Source organism: Streptomyces sp. ALB3 (assembly GCF_044385685.1).
Taxonomy (GTDB): domain Bacteria; phylum Actinomycetota; class Actinomycetes; order Streptomycetales; family Streptomycetaceae; genus Streptomyces.
The window spans coordinates 19091-36555 of sequence record NZ_JBISCE010000006.1 but is presented as its reverse complement, the minus strand read 5'-3'; the positions used below and the strand labels follow the sequence as shown (position 1 = coordinate 36555).

The window sequence follows — 17465 nt, the reverse complement described above, 5'->3', positions numbered from 1 at the left end:
GCGTGCCTCAGACCTTTCCGGCACGGAATTTCTTCCACTGGGCGGCCATGACGTCCTGCGGGACCCCGCCGATGTCCTCGGTGCCCAGGATCTCGCCACGGAACGCGAGCGTGGTGGAGCCGGACCGCAGGACCGTGAGGTACTCGTACAGCTTCAGTTTCCCCTTCACGTCGAGAACGGTGAAGCGGAAGGCCTTCGCCTCGTCGGCCTCACCCGCGAAGGAGGGCAGGGCGGCCGGTTCGACCTTCTCGTACCTGGCGCGCGCGACGGCCCGCTCCTCGGTGAGGCCCCCGGCGCACTCCCGGCCGGCTCTGTCCAGCGAGTCCATGACCTTTTCGGCCTCGCCGTCGCCGTACGAGCGCAGGGTCACGTCGACGGTCACCCCGAGCATCTCCTCGGGCTTGTCCGCCTTGCGCTGCACCTGGGCCACGGGGTCGTGGTCGCTGACGTCACCGGCGAGGCTGACGAGCGGCTGGCAGACGGCGGGGTCGGCGGTGTAGGCGTCGCCCAGGGGGCCGTCCAGCGTGTACTCGGACGCGGTGAGGGTGCCGGCCCGCTCCCCGTCGGTGAGGGCGACGGCGGTGAGCTGCGCCTCGGTGAGACCGTCGCCCCGAGCGGCCGTGGCCGCCGGGCGCGAGGCGGTGGGGCTCCTGTCGGCCCGGCCCTTGTCGCTGCCGTCGTCCCCGCCGCCGCATCCCGCCAGGCCCACGAGGGCCACCACCACGCATCCCGTCGCGACGGCGCCCCGCCCGCCGCCCGCTCCGTGCAACCCGAACATCCCCGCCCCTGTCTCCCGTTGACGAGCCGCGTCCCGTCCCCGAGCGCGGCCGAGGCTCGATTGTGCGGCATCCGGGGTCAGAAGGTCGCGTCGATGCCCGACTTCTCCCTCGGCCGCCGCGTGTCCGCCCCGCGCCCGGCGGGTCGGTGGAGCAGCGCCTGACCGCTCGGCGTCGTCCCGGGACACCGGGCGGGCCACCGCGATCCGCCACCGTGCGGGGGCACGCCCCTCGTCACGGCCGGGCGGTCCTCGTCACGAAGTCCGCGAACTCCTCGTGGAAGCGGGGGAAGGTCTTCCGTACGCAGCCGGGGTCGTCGTAGCTCATCCCGGGCGTGCGCAGTCCGGCGACGGCGAACGACATCACGATGCGGTGGTCGCCGTGGGTGACGATCTCGGTGGGGCGCGGGGTGCCGGGGTGGATCTCGATCCAGTCGGGTCCGGTGTGCACGGTGACACCCATGTTCCGCAGGTTCTCCGCACAAGCCTCCAGCCGGTCGCACTCCTTCACCCGGGTGTTGGCGACGTCCTCGATCCGCACGGGCGAGGTGGCGAACGGCGCGATCGCCGCGAGGGTCGGCATCGTGTCGGAGATGTCACGCATGTTGACGGTGAGGCCGGAGAGCCGGCCGGAGGACCGTACGGTCGTGGCTTCCGCGGTCGTACGCACGTCGGCGCCCATCCGGCGCAGCACGTCGGTGAAGCGCAGGTCGCCCTGGAGCGCGTCCGTTCCCAGGCCGGGGACGGTGACCTCATGGCCCGTGAGGGCCGCCGCGGCGAAGAAGTAACTCGCGGTGGACGCGTCGGGCTCGACGGCGTAGGTGGTGGCGCGGTAGCCGCCCGGGGGGACGGTGAAGGTGTTCCCCTCGCGTGCGACCTCGACGCCGAACGCCCGCATCATCGCGAGGGTGATCTCGATGTACGGCGCCGAGACCAGCTCCGTGACGTCGATCCGGAGGCCTTCGGCGGTGAGCGGTCCGAGCATGAGCAGCGCGGTGAGGTACTGCGACGACTCCCCCGCGTCGAGCGTGAGTTCGCCGCCCTTGACGCCCGACGCCTCGACGGTGAGCGGGTGGTGGCCCTCGGCGCCCTCGTGGCGCAGGTCGACGCCGAGGGAGCGCAGGGCCTCGGTGAGGGGTGCGAGGGGGCGGCGGCGCATCTGTGCGGAGGCGTCGAAGCGGTAGGTGCCGGAGGCCGCGGCGGCGGCGAGCGTCGGCAGGAAACGCGCGGTGGTGGCGCCGTCGCGGCAGTGGACCTCGGCGTCCGCGACGGCGGGTCCTGAGGGGCGTCCCTCGATGTGCCACCGGTCCGGCTCACGGCTGACCCCGTATCCGAGGCGGGTCAGCCCCTCGGTGAACCCCTCGGTGTCGTCCGAGTGCAGGGGACGCAGGAGGGTGGTGGTGCCGTCCGCCGCCGCGGCCAGGAACAGGGCGCGGGCGGTGACGGACTTGGATCCGGGGATGTCGATGACGGTCACGGGCGCCCATTGTGCCCTGGGGCGGGCGCGCCCGCGGGGCGCGTCCAGGCCGTGGACGCGCCCCGCGGGGCCACCGGGTTCAGCGGACGGGGCGGTGGACGTTCTCCCCGGTGGCCGGGCCGGGGGTGGCGTCGGCGATCCAGGGACCGTCGCCGCTGGGGTCGATGACGCCCTCCTCCAGCCAGGTGTAGGTCCCGGAGAGGACTCCGTCGACGACGCGCTTGTCGATGTCGTCGGTGTTGGTCCAGAGCCGGTTGAAGAGTTCCTCCACGCGGATGCGGGACTGCCGGCAGAACACGTCGGCGAGCTGGTACGCCTCGCGCCCGTGGTCGTCGTCGGCCCGCAGGTGCTCGGCCCGGACACAGGCGGCGCTCATCGCGAAGAGTTCGGCGCCGATGTCGACGATCCGGCCGAGGAAGCCCTGCTTGGTCTCCATGCGGCCCTGCCAGCGCGACATCGCGTAGAAGGTGGAGCGGGCCAGCTTGCGGGCCGAGCGTTCGACGTACCGCAGGTGCACGGAGAGGTCGGGGTGCCCGGGGACGCGGAACTCGCCGTAGGCGCTGGGCAGCTGGCCGGGGCCGCTGACGAGCTTGGGCAGCCAGCGCGCGTAGAAGCCGGCGGCGTTGGCGCCCGCCTTCGCCTTGTCGGAGAGCGGCTTGTCGGGGTCGATGATGTCGCCGGCGACCTTGAGGTGGGCGTCGACGGCCTCGCGGGCGATCAGCAGGTGCATGATCTCCGTGGAGCCCTCGAAGATGCGGTTGATCCGCATGTCGCGGAGCATCTGCTCGGCGGGGACGGCGCGTTCGCCGCGGGCCGCGAGGGAGGCGGCGGTCTCGAAGCCGCGTCCGCCGCGGATCTGGACGAGTTCGTCGGAGATCAGCCAGCCCATCTCGGAGCCGTACAGCTTGGCGAGGGCGGCCTCGATGCGGATGTCGTTACGGCTCTCGTCGGCCATCTGGGAGGAGAGGTCCACGACCGCTTCGAGGGCGAAGGTGGTGGCGGCGATGAAGGAGATCTTCGCGCCGACCGCCTCGTGCCGTGCGACCGGCCTGCCCCACTGCTCGCGGACCGCCGACCATTCACGGGCGATCTTCAGCGACCACTTGCCGACGCCGACGCACATGGCGGGCAGCGAGAGGCGGCCGGTGTTGAGTGTGGTGAGGGCGATCTTGAGGCCGGCGCCCTCCGGGCCGATCCGGTTGGCCGCGGGGACGCGGACCTGGTGGAAGCGGGTCACGCCGTTCTCGATGCCGCGCAGCCCCATGAAGGCGTTGCGGTGCTCCACGGTGATGCCCGGGGAGTCCGCCTCGACGACGAAGGCGGTGATGCCGCCCTTGTGGCCCTCGGACCCGGGGACCCGGGCCATGACCACGAGCAGGTCGGCGACGACGCCGTTGGTCGTCCAGAGCTTCACACCGTCCAGGACGTAGTGGTCGCCGTCGGGCACGGCCGTGGTCGCGAGCCGGGCCGGGTCGGAGCCGACGTCGGGTTCCGTGAGGAGGAAGGCGGAGATGTCCGTGCGCGCGAGCCGGGGCAGGAAGGCGTCCTTCTGCTCCTGGGTGCCGAACATCTTCAGCGGCTGCGGTACGCCGATGGACTGGTGCGCGGAGAGCAGCGCGCCGATGGAGGGGTTCGCCGAACCGGCCAGCGCGAGGGCCTTGTTGTAGTACACCTGGGTCAGCCCCAGGCCTCCGTACTTGGTCTCGATCTTCATGCCGAGGGCGCCGAGCTCCTTGAGACCGTCGATCACCTCGTCGGGGATCCGGGCCTCGCGCTCGATCCGGGCGCCGTCGACCCGGGTCTCGCAGAAGTCGCGCAGCCGGGCGAGGAAGGCCTCGCCGCGCCGTACGTCGTCCGGGGCCGGCTGGGGGTGGGGGTGGATCAGGTCCAGCCGGAAGCGTCCGAGGAAGAGTTCCTTGGCGAAGCTCGGCTTGCGCCAGTCCTGTTCGCGGGCGGCCTCCGCCACCTGCCGTGCTTCGCGCTCGGTGACTTTGGGGGCCTGGGGAATGTCGGATGGGGCGGACATGAGGAGCTCACCTCGCCGCGAGTCGGGGTAGGGGTCGGGCCGTACGCGTGCCGATCGGTACCACTCGTCCGTATCTACCCGATACCCGCCGCCCCCACCACCCCTGCGGCGGGCTCCCGCACGGGTGGTGGGGACGGTCGGAGCCGTCGCGCGGGCGCCCGGCGGGGAAGTGCCCGCTGTCCCCCCGGCCGGCACGGCACGGTCTGCCGGGCCCCGGTCCGGCACCGCGGGACGGCCGGGACGGCTCCGCCGGTCGGGCTACCCCGCCCCTCTCGTCCACCGACGGTTCCGGCCGGGGAGCACGGGGTGCGTAGGACTGTCCTACGCACCGCGTGCCGGACCGGCCGCCGCAGCCACGGGCGGGTTCTTGCCGGGGCACGGATCCGGCCCCGCAGGGCAGGGAGGCGGAGGCAGCCGGCGCCGGGAGCGCGCACGGCCGGGAGTCCTGCCGCCCGTGGCCGCGGCCGACGTGAACCCCCGGGGCCGGGCACGTGGGCGGCGCCCCCGGAGGGGGTCAGTCGAAGACGTAGGTGGTTCCCAGGACCGCCGCGTGCTCCAGCACGTCCTCCAGGGGGTCGTCGATCTGCCCGGTCTGGACGAGGCCGACGCGGGGCGCGTTGTGGGAGTCGGTGTGCGTCTCGTCGGCGTACGCCGCTCCTGCGGACAGCCCGACGACCACCAGGACGGCACCGCACCCGATGAGCCCCCGGAACAGGGACCGCGACCGGTGTGATTTCACGTGATGACCTCGTCTTCCTCTCATCGGATGTGTTCACCCGCTGATCACCCCAACCGCCCGCACCGGCCCGAGGTCACGCGAGATCATCCGTAGGGGGACGGAGGGCCAGGCGCCCGGTCAGGGGCGGGTGCGGCCCGCCCTGCCGTCGTCGAGGCCTCACGGGCCCGACCTCGCGGACGGGCCCTCGGACCGGACGGGGCCGGCCGGAGCCCCCGCACAGCGGGCTCCGGCCGGTTCTCGCGGGGGTTCCGGGCGCCTACAGGGCCAGGCCGGTGAGGACCAGCACCCGCTCGTAGGTGTAGTCGTCCATGGCGTAGCGCACGCCTTCGCGGCCGACGCCGGACTGCTTGGTACCGCCGTACGGCATCTGGTCGGCGCGGTAGGAGGGCACGTCGCCGATGACCACGCCACCCACCTCGAGGGCGCGGTGCGCGCGGAAGGCGGTCTGCAGGTCGTGGGTGAAGACGCCCGCCTGCAGCCCGTACTTCGAGGCGTTGACGGCGGCGAAGGCCTCGGCCTCTCCCTCCGTCCTCTGGACGTACAGGACCGGCCCGAACACCTCTTCGCCCGCGAGCGTCGTCGTCCCGGGGAGCTCGGTCAGGACCGTCGGCGCGTAGGTGGCACCGTCCCGCTTGCCGCCGGTCAGCAGCGTGGCACCCGCACCGACGGCCTCGTCGACCCAGGACTCGACCCGGCGGGCGGCGTCCTCACTGACCAGCGGGCCGACGTCGGTGGCCGCGTCGGAAGGATCACCCGTCACCAGGGCCTCGACGGCCGCGACGATCTTCGGGACGAGCCGGTCGTACACGGCGGCGTCGGCGATGACGCGCTGCACCGAGATGCAGGACTGGCCGCCCTGGTAGTTCGAGAAGGTCGCGATGCGGGTCGCGGCCCAGTCGAGGTCCTCCTCGGAGGAGTAGTCGCCGAGAACGACCGCCGCTCCGTTGCCGCCGAGTTCCAGCGTGCAGTGCTTGCGCGGCACCGACTCCATGATCGAGTAGCCGACCGGGCCGGATCCGGTGAAGGAGATGACCGGCAGCCGCTCGTCCTCGACCAGGGCGGGCATCCTGTCGTTGGGCACGGTCAGCACGGACCAGGAGCCGGCCGGGAGGTCCGTCTCGGCCAGCAGCTCGCCCAGGACCAGGGACGAGATCGGGGTGGCCGGCGCGGGCTTCAGGATGATCGGCGCACCGACGGCGATGGCCGGGGCGACCTTGTGGGCGCTCAGGTTCAGCGGGAAGTTGAAGGGTGCGATGCCGAGGACCGGACCGCGGGGGAAGCGCCGGGTCAGCCCGAGACGGCCGGTCCCGCCCGCGTCCGTGTCCAGCCGCTGGGCGTCGCCCCCGTTGAAGCGGCGCGCCTCCTCGGCGGCGAACCGGAACACGGAGACGGCCCGGCCGACCTCGCCGCGGGCCCACTTGACCGGCTTGCCGTTCTCGGCCGAGATCAGCTGGGCGATCTCCTCGGTCCGCTCGGTGAGGCGGCGCACGACGTGGTCGAGCGCGGCGGCCCGTACGTGGGCCGGGGTCGCGGCGAACTCCTCGCGCACGGCGTACGCGGCGGCGACGGCCTCCTCGACCTGGTCGTGGGTCGGCACGGCGACCGTGCCGACGAGACGGCCGTCCCAGGGATTGGTGACGTCGAAGCTGTCCTCGCCGGTGGCCTGGCGGCCGGCCAGCCAGAAGGCGTGGGTGGAAGTCATGGCGGTTCCGGCCCTTCGGGGGTGGTGAACGACGATCGCCGGGCACCGCGAAGGCACCCTTCGGCTTCACCGTAGGGCGCACCGGCGCGGATGAGGCTTGTCCGCCGTGGAGTGGACCGGATGTCCGGTGCGCCGGTTTGTCGTAGCCGCAGGGGCTACTGGGCCCCCGAGGAGGCGGCCGTCGCCTTCAGGGCCAGCCACAGCTCCATCCGCACGTCCGGGTCGTCCAGTGAGCGGCCCAGGATCTCCTCCACCCGGCGCATCCGGTAGCGCAGGGTGTGCCGGTGGACACCGAGGTCGGCGGCGGCGGCGTCCCACTGCCCGTGTCTGGAGAGCCAGGCGGCCAGGGACGCGACCAGGTCGCCGCGGCCCTTCGCGTCGTGTTCCTGCAGGGGGCGCAGCATCCCGTCGGCGAAGGCCCGCACGGCGTCGTCCGCGAGGAGCGGCAGGACGGAGCCGGCCGCGAGCTCCTCGTGCTCGACCAGGGCCCTGCCCCGGCGGCGGGCGACCGAGAGGGCCTGCTCGGCCTGCTTGTAGGCGGCGGAGACGGCGATCGGGCCGGCGGGGGCGGACATCCCGACGACCACGTCGGCTTCGTCCGCACCGGACTCGCGCACCGGCCGGGCGTCCGTCGCGTGGGCGTGTGCCGCGCAGGCCGCGACCGCCGCGCCGCCGTCCACGGCCAGCACCACGAGACGTTCGCCGTCGGGCACCATCAGCATGGCCTCACCGGACCGGGAGGCCGCGGCCTCCATCGCCTCGGCGAGCAGGTCGGTCCCGGAAGGGGCCGGTGCCTCGGCGATCAGCAGCCGGAAGGGGGCGTCGAGGAGCCCGCCGTACAGGTCGCCGGCGACGGCCCGCGCGTGGTCGGACTCACCTGCCAGCAGCATTCTCAGCACCGCGGCACCGAGACGCTGCTCCGCGCCCTGGAGGGCGCGGGAGCGGGCCGTGGTCAGGGTCAGCAGGGCCACCGCGGAGTGGACCGCGTAACGCTCGGCCGTCCCCAGGGCCGCTCCCGTACCCACAGCGAGCGCGCCGCGGTTCCGGCGGCCGGTGCCCAGGGACTGGAGTTCGACGCGGTCGTCGCTGTCGCTGTCGCCGACCACCGCGCTGGCCGGGGCGGGGCGGTCACGCAGCCGCTCGACCTCGGGGGTGAGCCGCGCGGCGCGGCGGGCGGCCCAGTCGGGCGCGGCGGCGACGACGGCACCGGAGGAGTCGTAGAGCGCGGCCCATCCGTCGACGTGCGCGGCGAGGCGGGTGAGCAGCTCCCCCGGGCCGTCTCCGGCGACCGCGGCGCGGGTCAGTTCGCGCTGCGCCTCGAAACCGGCGGTGACCGATCTGTACTGGTCGGCGGCGATCGCCGCCGACACCGCCTTGCTGATCGCGAGGAACGGTGTGCGCCGGGGCACCTCCAGGAGCGGCAGCCCGGCCTCCTCGGCGGCGTCCACGAGGGCCGGCGGGATGTCCTCGTAGGTGACACCCACGCCGAAGCCGATCCCCGCGACCCCGGCGCCGACCAGCCGCTGTACGTAGCGGCGCATCGTCCCCGGGTCCCTGGCGTCGAGGTTGGTCGCGGTGACGAGCAGGAGCTCGCCGCCGTCCATGTAGGGGACGGGATCGGCGAGCTCACTGGCGTGCGCCCAGCGGACGGGCGTGCCGAGCCGGTCGGCGCCCGCCCGGACGACGAGCTTGAGCGCCGAGTGCTGGACGAGGGAGGCGAGAGTGGGGGGCATGGGACCGCCGGACCTCTGGGAGTCGATTGCGCCGACCGTGCGGACGGCTCGATTGGGCCGGCCTGCTCGGACGGCTCGAATGCGCCGCCCCGTACAGACGGTCGGGGTCGATTCTGCCAGGGCGGCAGGGTGCCCGTAACCTCGCGCTCAGCCGCTCAGCTCGACCAGGAGCGGAGGCGCGTGCTCACCCTCCACCGTCGTCAGGGACAGGACCGCGTGACCCGCGGGGAGCTGGTAGGCCAGCTCGGACGCGGACCAGCGCTCCCGTTCGACCCGCCGCACGGTCACGGCGTCGCGCGTCACGGCCTTTCCGGTGACGAGCTTGCGCAGCCCGTGCAGCGCGCGGGTGAACGGCTGGTCGGCGAAGACGGCGTGCTGGGCGACCTCCCGGGTCTCGACCCACTCCTTGCCCCAGACCTCGGCGAACCGCTTGCCGTCCCAGGTGGTGACCCCGCTGAAGGCCATGCAGCAGCCGACCGCCCCGAGCAGCGCGGTGTGCAGCCCTTCGGGTACGTCGTCGACGGTGCGCAGCGTCAGGACCGCTCCCGCGTTGACCGACCGCAGACGGCGGATGCCCCGGACGGTCTCCGCGGTGACGGTGTGCGTGGCGTCGTCCAGGACCAGGCATACGAAGAGCGACCGGTCGGCGCGGGCGGCGGCGATCGCGGTGAACTGGGCGAGGACGAGCCGGGCGAGCAGCCGCGACGCCTCGGCGTGCGCCCGCTCCGGAAGGTCGATCCTGACCCGGAGCGGCAGGTGCTCGAGCGACCGCAGCGAAAAGGGCCGGGCCTCCAGCCCGGTGGAGAAGAACGGCGCGAACGCGGGCCGGTCGAGCAGCGCGATCCGGTCGGCGAGCACCGGTCCGGGGTCCCCGGTGCCGTTCTTCTGCCGGGTGCGGGCCTCCAGCTCGCGGAGCATGGCCTGGTGCCCGCCCGCCGCGAGCGACTCCCGCAGGGCGTCGGTCGCGGCGAGGTCGCCGTCCAGGAGCTCCCGGAGCGCGGGCACCCCGGGGAAACGCCCGTGGACGGCGCGGTAGGGGCCGAGCAGCTGGGCCAGCACGGTGGCGGCGCGCCTGCTGTCCAGGTGGGCCACATCGCCGACCAGTCCTTCCGCGAGCACACTCGCGGCCTCGTCGGGGTCGGTCGTCCCGCCGTACAGGTCGAAGTCGTGCACGGAGGCCGGATCGCCGATCCGCACCACGACATCGAAGGCGTCGTCGGGTCCGAGATCGCCTCCGGCACCCCCTACGGCGAGCACCGCGGCACGGCCGGCGAGTGCCTGGAGGGCGAGCGACTCGACGACCGGCCGTACCAGCCGTGCCGACTTGCCGGCCCCCGGGGGGCCGACCGCCAGCAGCGAGGTCCCCAGGAGCGCCGGTTCCAGGGCGACGCCCGAACCGCGGCGGGCGTACGGGTTGTGCGGATCCTCGGCGCACCGTCCGAGACGGACCTGGCCGGTGAGCAGGTCGTGCCGGGCGGTGCGGCGTGGCAGGTCCCGGGCGCCTGAGGGGTGGAGCGCGGCGGCGCCGCCGGTGCGCAGGACCGCCTCGTCGAGCGCGGCGAGGCGCTCCGGGTGCCCCTGGCCCACGTCCCAGGCATGGCGCAGGCGCGCGACGTCCACGTCGTTCATCCGGCCGGTACGCACTTCGGCGGTCAAGGCGTCCGCGGCGTCGGTCCGCCCGGCGGCGCGGAGTTCGGGCCACTGCTCGGGGGCGGGGGCGTCCGGGGCCTCGGCAGGAGCCCTGGGCGGCGTGGCGGCACCCTTGCCGAGGCGGTCGGCCAGCAGTCGGCGCCAGTGGCCGAGGCGCGCGAACGGCCAGAGCACGCCGAGGGTGATGAGTGCGTAGATCACGTTCACGACGGTCTGGCTCTGGTAGATCTCGCCGCCCGCCACGGACGCGACGAGGATCAGCACGGGCCGGACGACCGGGACGGCGTCCTTCCACACGAGGAGTTCGGCCAGGGCCGCCCCGGCGGCGGTGGCCAGCCCGAGGAAGAGCCGGCCCCGGCCGGCGACGTGACGCCGGAAGATCTCGGTCCAGTTGCCCAGCCGCCCGCATCCGTAGACGAGGAGCCCGAAGAGGACGGCCTCGTAGACCGTGAGGGCGTCGGCGCCCTCGATGGTCCGGGGCCCGCCGAACGTACCGGCGTACCACCAGTCGCCCGGGGTGAACAGCTTGAGCGGGACGAGCCGGTAGGGGATGTACCCGTTGCGCCAGAGGGACCACAGGAGCAGTCCGCTGAGCACGGAGATGAGCACGCCGACCAGCAGCGAGCGGTCGGACACCCCGTCGGGTTCCTCGGGCGGGCGCGGGGTGTGTCCGTAACGCCATACGCCCGGTTCCCGCATGGGGCGGGGGGTGCGCAGCCACTGCTCGACGCCGGCCTCCCCCGCCGGGGGGTGCCGGGGGCGCGGGGCGTGGGCGGGGGGCGGTGGCGCCGCGGGGGGCGGCCCGGCCCGGTGGGCCGCCCGGTGCGCGCCCGTGCCGCGTGCGTCGTACGTGCCTTCGGTGTCCATGAACCGCTGCCCCCTGACCAGCCAGGTCCCGCCTTCTGCACCGGCCAATCTAGTGCCCGGGCACCGGGAGTCCAGCCATGTGGCCGCAGGACGGACGGGGACGCCGCCGACGGTCCCGCCGGGCCATCTGTCCTCCACGGACAAGGACACGCCCCCATCACTCCCGATCGGAGCATGACCGCTGCCCGCACCCGCCCCTAGCCTGCAGGAACAGAAGCGTCCGAAACACCCCCAGGAGCCCCGCATGTCCGACATCCCGCAGGAGCGCCGCGTCGTCACCGCCATCCCCGGTCCGAAGTCGGCCGAGCTGCAGGCCCGCCGTGTCGCGGCGGTCGCCGCAGGTGTGGGTTCCACGCTGCCGGTCTTCACCGCTCGGGCGGGCGGCGGAATCATCGAGGACGTGGACGGCAACCGGCTGATCGACTTCGGCTCCGGCATCGCCGTGACCTCGGTGGGCGCCTCGGCCGAGGCGGTCGTACGCCGCGCCTCGGCGCAGCTCGCCGACTTCACCCACACCTGCTTCATGGTCACGCCGTACGAGGGGTACGTCGAGGTCTGCGAGCAGCTCGCCGAGCTGACGCCGGGCGACCACGCCAAGAAGTCGGCGCTGTTCAACTCGGGTGCCGAGGCCGTCGAGAACGCGGTGAAGATCGCCCGCGCCTGGACCAAGCGCACGGCGGTGGTGGTCTTCGACCACGGCTACCACGGCCGCACGAACCTCACCATGGCGCTGACCGCGAAGAACATGCCGTACAAGCAGGGCTTCGGCCCGTTCGCGCCCGAGGTCTACCGCGTGCCGGTGGCGTACGGCTACCGCTGGCCGACCGGCGCCGAGAACGCCGGGGCCGAGGCGTCGGCGCAGGCCATCGACGAGATCACCAAGCAGATCGGCGCGGAGAACGTCGCCGCGATCATCATCGAGCCGGTACTCGGCGAGGGCGGCTTCATCGAGCCGGCCAAGGGCTTCCTCCCGGCCATCGCGCGGTTCGCGAAGGACAACGGCATCGTCTTCGTCGCGGACGAGATCCAGTCGGGCTTCTGCCGGACCGGCCAGTGGTTCGCCTGCGAGGACGAAGGCATCGTGCCCGACCTGATCACCACGGCCAAGGGCATCGCGGGTGGCCTGCCGCTCTCCGCGGTGACCGGCCGCGCCGAGATCATGGACGCCGCGCACGCCGGCGGCCTCGGTGGCACGTACGGCGGCAACCCGGTGGCCTGCGCGGGCGCGCTCGGCGCCATCGAGACGATGCGCGAACTGGACCTGAACGGCAAGGCCAAGCGCATCGAGGAGGTCATGAAGGGGCGCCTCGCCGAGATGCGGTCGAAGCTCCCGAACGGCGACGCCATCGGGGACATCCGTGGCCGGGGCGCCATGATCGCGATCGAGCTGGTGAAGCCGGGCACGAAGGACCCCGACGCCGCCATGGCGGGGGCGCTGGCCAAGGCCTGTCACGCCGAGGGACTGCTGGTGCTGACCTGTGGCACCTACGGCAACGTCCTGCGCTTCCTGCCGCCGCTCGTCATCGGCGAGGACCTGCTGAACGAGGGCCTGGACATCATCGAGCAGGCGTTCGCGCGGGTCTGACGCGTGCGAACCACCCGGCCGCCGGGGGGCCGTTCACCCGGCGCCGGCCGGCGTCCGGGTGTGGGCGTGTGAAGAAGGTGTGCGGGGGCCATGGCGGGATACCGTTGCCACTTCCGGTGCCCGCCTCCCCGACGTACGGTTTTCCCAGATGAGAGAAACACCCCGCCCGCAGGGGACTGCGGGTGATGCCGGGCCGGAGCTCCCCCAGCGCCGTCCCGGCCGTGCCATCGCGCACACCGCTGGAGCCTCGGGCTCCGGGACTCCTCACCGATCGGATGGCCGCCCGCCCCACACCCCCCGGGGCGCGCGGCAAACCGGTCCGACCGGCCACCTCGGAACAATCCCCCCTGTTCCCCGGTGGCCGGTCCTTCCCGTTCCCCTGGCCGCGGCGCTGACGGCTCTCTTCCTGGTGATCACCTGGCAGGTGCTGGCCGACGGCCCGCTGCTGGGTCCCGACGAGCGGCTCGGTCTGGAGCTGGCGGGGCGCGGGCCGGCCCCGCTCGCCGAGCTCTTCGCCGACCTCGGCAACCCGCAGGTCGCCGTTCCGGTGCTGGCGTGCGCGGTACTCGTGGCCTGGTTCCGTCGTGCCCGCCGGGCAGCGGCGTACGCCGTCCTGGCCATGGCGGCCGTTCCGGCGCTCGTCGTACCGCTGAAGCTGTGGACGGACCGTCAGGGCCCGCTCACCGAGGCGACGGGCTACTACCCCTCGGGGCACACGACCACGGCGATGGTGGCGTACGGTGCCGCGGCCCTGCTGCTCGCCCCGCACCTGAAGCGGTCATGGATGGCGCTCGCCGCCGCCGCCCTGCTGACGGCGGCGACGAGCGCCGGTCTGGTGCTGCGCGGCTACCACTGGCCTCTGGACGTGGTGGCCGGCTGGTGTGTCGCCGGGATGCTGCTGATCGCCCTGCGGGCGGGCGCCGGGAGAGGTCAGCGCCCGAAGTAGGCGTCGAAGTTCCTGGAGAACTCCCAGTTGTTGAAGCGGTCCCAGTTGATCGACCAGGTCATCAGCCCGCGCAGCCCGGTCCAGGTGCCGTGCGTGCTGTACGAACCGCAGTCGGTCTTCTTCGTCAGACAGTTGAGCGCCTTGGTGACCTCGGCCGGAGAGGTGTGCCCGTTGCCCGCCTGGGTGGACGCCGGAAGGCCGAAGGCGACCTGTTCGGGGCGCAGGGCCGGGAAGACCTTGGTCCGGTCACCCGCTACGGGGAAGCCGGTGAGCAGCATGTCGGTCATGGCGATGTGGAAGTCGGCGCCGCCCATGGAGTGGTACTGGCCGTCCAGGCCCATGACGGGTCCCGAGTTGTAGTCCTGGACGTGGAGCAGGGTGAGGTCGTCGCGCAGGGCGTGGATGACCGGGAGGTAGGCGCCGGCGCGCGGGTCCTGGCCTCCCCAGGGGCCCGATCCGTAGTACTGGTAGCCGAGCTGCACGAAGAAGGTCTCGGGGGCCATGGTGAGGACGAAGTCGTCGCCGTACCGGGCCTTGAGCGACTTCACCGCGGAGATCAGGTTGACGATCACGGGGGTCGTCGGACTGCGGAAGTCGGTGTCCCCGGTGTTCAGCGAGAGCGAGTGCCCCTCGAAGTCGATGTCCAGCCCGTCGAGGCCGTAGGTGTCGATGATCCTGGAGACCGACGAGACGAAGGTGTCGCGGGCGGCGGTGGAGGCGAGCTGCACCTGCCCGTTCTGGCCGCCGATGGAGATCAGGACCTTCTTGCCCGCGGCCTGCTTGGCCTTGACGGCCGCTTTGAACTCGGCCTCGCTCTCGACGTTCGGGCATTCCGCGACCGGGCAGAGCGAGAACCGGATGTCCCCGGAGGTGACGGACGTCGGCTCGCCGAAGGCGAGATTGATGACGTCCCACGAGTCGGGCACGTCGGCCATCCGCGTGTAGCCGGAGCCGTTCGCGAAGCTGGAGTGGAGGTAGCCGACGAGGGCGCGCGCCGGCAGGCCCCCGTCGTTCCCGCCTCCGCCGGCCGCGGCCGTGGTGACCTCGACGGCTGCCGACTTCGCCGACTCCCCCGCCGCGTTGACGGCGCTGACCTGGAAGCTGTGGGCGGACGACGCGGCCAGCCCGGTGACCGTCGCCGAGGTGGCGGCGGTGTCCAGGACCTTCGCACCGCCCCTGTACACGCGGTAGCCGGTGGCTCCGGCGGAGGCTGCCCAGGACAGCGGCACGGAGGACGCGGTGGCCGTACCGGCCCGCAGCCCGGTCGGAGTGGCGGGCACGGTGACGGGGTCGCCGCCGGGGCCGGTCAGGGTCAGGTCGTCGGCGTAGTAGGCGGGGGTGCCGTACCAGCCGTGCGTGTAGACGGTCACCGAGGTGGTCGCCGGGCCGGTCCTGAAGGTGGTGGTGAGCTGCTTGTACGCTCCGGCGGACTGGGTCCACGTGGAGACGTCGGTGGTCCCGGTGCCGGATGCCCCGAGGTAGACGTAGCTGCCCTGCACCCACGCGCCGAGCGTGTAGGAGGAGTCGGGTCTCACCGTCACCGTCTGGGAGCACCGGGCGTTGTCGCTGCCCGCCGGTGTCGCCCTGAGTGCCGAACTTCCGCTTCGCACGGGGGCGCTGACGGCTGCGCCGCTCCCGCCGGTGCAGCTCCAGCCGTCGAGCCCTGCCTCGAAGCCGCCGTTGCGCGCCAGGTCGGCGTCGGCCGCTCCGGCAGCCGGCGCCGTGGCGGCGAGAGCCCCGGCAGAGAGCAGGACGGCCGAGAAGGCGGCCAGGAGTCCGGAGAAGCGGACGGGTGGCCCGGTGCGGGATCGGGTGCGTGCCACAACAGCCTCCGTGCAGGGGGGAATTGAGCGGTGCGCACAACATGGTCCAGACCAATGCGGTTGTCAAGACCTCTGGCAACGCCTCAGCGCTCCCCTCGGGCGGCAGCGGCCTCGTGCAGGGCGAGCTCCAGGAGGGCCGCGTCGGTGAGCGTGCCCGAGCCGTCCGGCGGGATCAGCCATCGCACCCGGCCCACGGTGCTGCCGGGCCGGGGGACGACGATCCACGCCCCGCCGCCGACCCCGCGGATACCGGTCCCGACCCAGCGGGCCGCCGTCCCCGGGGCGACGAAGAAGCCCATGCGGGAGTCGCCGAAGTCCGCGAGGACGGGCCCCGGCCTGTCGATGAGCCGGGTGAGCACGTCGAGGGTCGGATGCCCCAGCTCCCCTGGGACGATCAGCACGTCCCAGCGCCTGCCGGCGGGGAGGAGCGCCATCCCCCGGGGGTCGCGCTCCCACTCCCTCCGGCAGGCACGCGGATCAGGTGCCACCGATGCGAGCCATGCGACCGCGGCTTTCGCCCCCGTGCCGGTCATGGACTGCCTCCCTCTCCTGGCGGGCACCGGCAGGGTCCTGCCGGTGCGTTCACAGGAGAGAGAGGGCCGGCCCCGGATCATGACGCGGGTTCGGCCACCGGCCGGGGTGACCTGGGTCACCCGGGCCGCGGCAGCCGGGACCCTGGCGGCCCGGGCCGCCCCGACCGGTGGCAGCCGGGCGCCGCTCCGCGTTCAGCTGTCGAAGCCCAGCCCCAGCCGGTCCATGGTCCGCAGCCACAGGTTCCGGTGTCCGCCACGGCTGTCCGCCCGGGCGAGGGACCTCTTGGTCAGCTCGATCCCGGCCCAGGCGAACGGCTCGGGCGGGAAGGGCATCGGCCGGGACCTGACCATCCGCAGAGCCGTCCGGCCGGTCCCCCGGCCCGACAGCAGATCGAGCATGACCTCGGCACCGAAACGCGTGGCCCCGACGCCCAGCCCGGTGTATCCGGCGGCATACGCGACCCGTCCGCCGTGGGCCGTGCCGAAGAACGCGGAGAAGCGGGAGCACGTGTCGATCGCGCCGCCCCAGGCATGGCTGAAACGCACTCCGGACAGCTGGGGGAAGCACTCGAAGAACTGCCCGGCCAGCTTCAGGAAGGTCTCCGGCCGCTGATCGAGCGAGGGGTCCAGCCGGCCGCCGTACGGATAGACGGCGTCATACCCGCCCCACAGGATCCGGTTGTCCGCGGAGAGCCTGAAGTAGTGGAACTGGTTGGCGGCGTCCCCGAGTCCCTGACGGTTCCGCCAGCCGACCGAGGCGAGCTGGTCCGCGTCCAGGGGCTCGGTCATCAGCGCGTAGTCGTACACCGGAACCGTGTACGGGCGCACCCGCCTCACCAGTGAGGGGAAGATGTTCGTGCCCAGGGCGACGTCGCGGGCGAACACCCGGCCGTACGGGGTGCGCACCGCCGTACCGGCCCCCGACCGGACGAGTTCGAGACCGCGGGTGTGCTCGTAGATCCGTACGCCCAGACCGAGGCAGGCCTCTTTCAGGCCCCAGGCGAGCTTGGCCGGGTTCAGCATGGCGACGCCGCGCCGGTCCAGCAGTCCCCCCAGGAACGTCGGTGAGTCGACTTCCGCGCGCACCTCGTCCCGGTCCAGGTATTCCAGTCCGGTGAATCCCAGCTGCTGCGTCCTGCGATGCCATTCCCGCAGCTCGTCGAGCTGGTGGGGCTGCGTCGCCACGTCGATCTCGCCGGTGCGCTCGAAGTCGCAGTCGAGCGAGTAGCGGGCGACCGCGGCCTCGATCGCGTCGAGGTTCCGCGCGCCGTACTCCTCCAGTGCCCCGATCTCGTCCGGCCAGCGTTCCAGGCCGTTGGCGAGGCCATGGGTCAGCGAGGCGGCGCAGAATCCGCCGTTGCGCCCCGAAGCGGCCCAGCCCACCTCGTGGCCCTCGATGAGGACGACGTCGCGGCCGGGGTCGCGTTCCTTGGCGATCAGCGCGGTCCACAGTCCGCTGTACCCACCGCCGACGACCAGGAGGTCGCAGCGTTCGTCGCCGGTCAGCGCGGGGCGGGCCCCCGGCCTTCCCGGGTCGTCGAGCCAGTAGGGCGCGGGACGTGCGTCGGAGAGTGAGTGTGCGGCCGTACGCATGGCATCCGGGGCCATG

At 73.2% G+C, this 17465-nt stretch carries 12 protein-coding genes; 2 read left to right on the top strand and 10 right to left on the bottom strand.

The window, feature by feature from the left end:
* Positions 1 to 7: 7 nt before the first annotated feature.
* The 7 genes from ACHFIV_RS06705 to ACHFIV_RS06675 all read right to left on the bottom strand — a co-directional run bounded on the left by ACHFIV_RS06705 (position 8) and on the right by ACHFIV_RS06675 (position 10969).
* Complete coding sequence (locus tag ACHFIV_RS06705; protein ID WP_398964642.1) at positions 8 to 778, bottom strand: hypothetical protein; 771 nt, start codon at positions 776 to 778, stop codon at positions 8 to 10.
* 232 nt (positions 779 to 1010) lie between these two features.
* Positions 1011 to 2252, bottom strand: coding sequence for a 3-phosphoshikimate 1-carboxyvinyltransferase (gene aroA, locus ACHFIV_RS06700; protein ID WP_398964640.1), 1242 nt, complete (start codon positions 2250 to 2252; stop codon positions 1011 to 1013).
* A 79-nt stretch (positions 2253 to 2331) separates the two neighbouring features.
* Positions 2332 to 4278 (bottom strand): acyl-CoA dehydrogenase family protein, encoded by a 1947-nt coding sequence (locus tag ACHFIV_RS06695; RefSeq protein ID WP_398964638.1) that lies wholly within the window; start codon positions 4276 to 4278, stop codon positions 2332 to 2334.
* A 514-nt stretch (positions 4279 to 4792) separates the two neighbouring features.
* A complete protein-coding gene (locus ACHFIV_RS06690; protein WP_398964636.1) occupies positions 4793 to 5017 on the bottom strand; it encodes a hypothetical protein in 225 nt (74 codons plus the stop codon).
* Positions 5018 to 5273: 256 nt separating this feature from the next.
* A complete protein-coding gene (locus ACHFIV_RS06685; RefSeq protein WP_398964635.1) occupies positions 5274 to 6719 on the bottom strand; it encodes an aldehyde dehydrogenase family protein in 1446 nt (481 codons plus the stop codon).
* Between the two features lie 155 nt (positions 6720 to 6874).
* Complete coding sequence (locus tag ACHFIV_RS06680; RefSeq protein ID WP_398964633.1) at positions 6875 to 8452, bottom strand: PucR family transcriptional regulator; 1578 nt, start codon at positions 8450 to 8452, stop codon at positions 6875 to 6877.
* Positions 8453 to 8599: 147 nt separating this feature from the next.
* The gene (locus tag ACHFIV_RS06675; protein WP_398964632.1) at positions 8600 to 10969 is read right to left on the bottom strand and encodes an ATP/GTP-binding protein; all 2370 of its coding nucleotides are present in this window, start codon (positions 10967 to 10969) and stop codon (positions 8600 to 8602) included.
* A gap of 244 nt (positions 10970 to 11213) precedes the next feature.
* Here ACHFIV_RS06675 and gabT point away from each other — a divergent pair, with 244 nt between their 5' ends.
* Positions 11214 to 12554, top strand: a complete 1341-nt coding sequence (gabT, locus tag ACHFIV_RS06670) for a 4-aminobutyrate--2-oxoglutarate transaminase (RefSeq protein ID WP_398964630.1) — start codon at positions 11214 to 11216, stop codon at positions 12552 to 12554.
* Between the two features lie 409 nt (positions 12555 to 12963).
* The gene (locus ACHFIV_RS06665; protein WP_398964628.1) at positions 12964 to 13500 is read left to right on the top strand and encodes a phosphatase PAP2 family protein; all 537 of its coding nucleotides are present in this window, start codon (positions 12964 to 12966) and stop codon (positions 13498 to 13500) included.
* On the opposite strand, the gene ACHFIV_RS06660 is transcribed toward ACHFIV_RS06665, so the two are convergent.
* The 3 genes from ACHFIV_RS06660 to ACHFIV_RS06650 all read right to left on the bottom strand — a co-directional run bounded on the left by ACHFIV_RS06660 (position 13485) and on the right by ACHFIV_RS06650 (position 17464).
* Positions 13485 to 15323, bottom strand: coding sequence for a chitinase (locus ACHFIV_RS06660; RefSeq protein ID WP_398964626.1), 1839 nt, complete (start codon positions 15321 to 15323; stop codon positions 13485 to 13487). The two genes, ACHFIV_RS06665 and ACHFIV_RS06660, sit on opposite strands and share 16 nt — an antisense overlap.
* 83 nt (positions 15324 to 15406) lie before the next feature.
* Positions 15407 to 15856: a hypothetical protein gene (locus tag ACHFIV_RS06655; RefSeq protein ID WP_398964624.1), complete on the bottom strand. Its 450-nt coding sequence runs from the start codon at positions 15854 to 15856 to the stop codon at positions 15407 to 15409.
* Positions 15857 to 16048: 192 nt separating this feature from the next.
* Complete coding sequence (locus ACHFIV_RS06650) at positions 16049 to 17464, bottom strand: NAD(P)/FAD-dependent oxidoreductase (protein ID WP_398964622.1); 1416 nt, start codon at positions 17462 to 17464, stop codon at positions 16049 to 16051.
* Position 17465 lies beyond the last annotated feature (1 nt).

Excerpts from the sequence above, each read along its gene's own strand:
- ACHFIV_RS06655 (WP_398964624.1), bottom strand. The coding sequence starts at position 15,856 with ATGACCGGCACGGGGGCGAAAGCCGCGGTCGCATGGCTCGCATCGGTG.
- ACHFIV_RS06695 (WP_398964638.1), bottom strand. The coding sequence starts at position 4,278 with ATGTCCGCCCCATCCGACATTCCCCAGGCCCCCAAAGTCACCGAGCGC.
- ACHFIV_RS06685 (WP_398964635.1), bottom strand. The coding sequence starts at position 6,719 with ATGACTTCCACCCACGCCTTCTGGCTGGCCGGCCGCCAGGCCACCGGC.
- gabT (WP_398964630.1), top strand. The coding sequence starts at position 11,214 with ATGTCCGACATCCCGCAGGAGCGCCGCGTCGTCACCGCCATCCCCGGT.
- ACHFIV_RS06675 (WP_398964632.1), bottom strand. The coding sequence starts at position 10,969 with ATGGACACCGAAGGCACGTACGACGCACGCGGCACGGGCGCGCACCGG.
- ACHFIV_RS06705 (WP_398964642.1), bottom strand. The coding sequence starts at position 778 with ATGTTCGGGTTGCACGGAGCGGGCGGCGGGCGGGGCGCCGTCGCGACG.
- ACHFIV_RS06680 (WP_398964633.1), bottom strand. The coding sequence starts at position 8,452 with ATGCCCCCCACTCTCGCCTCCCTCGTCCAGCACTCGGCGCTCAAGCTC.
- ACHFIV_RS06650 (WP_398964622.1), bottom strand. The coding sequence starts at position 17,464 with ATGGCCCCGGATGCCATGCGTACGGCCGCACACTCACTCTCCGACGCA.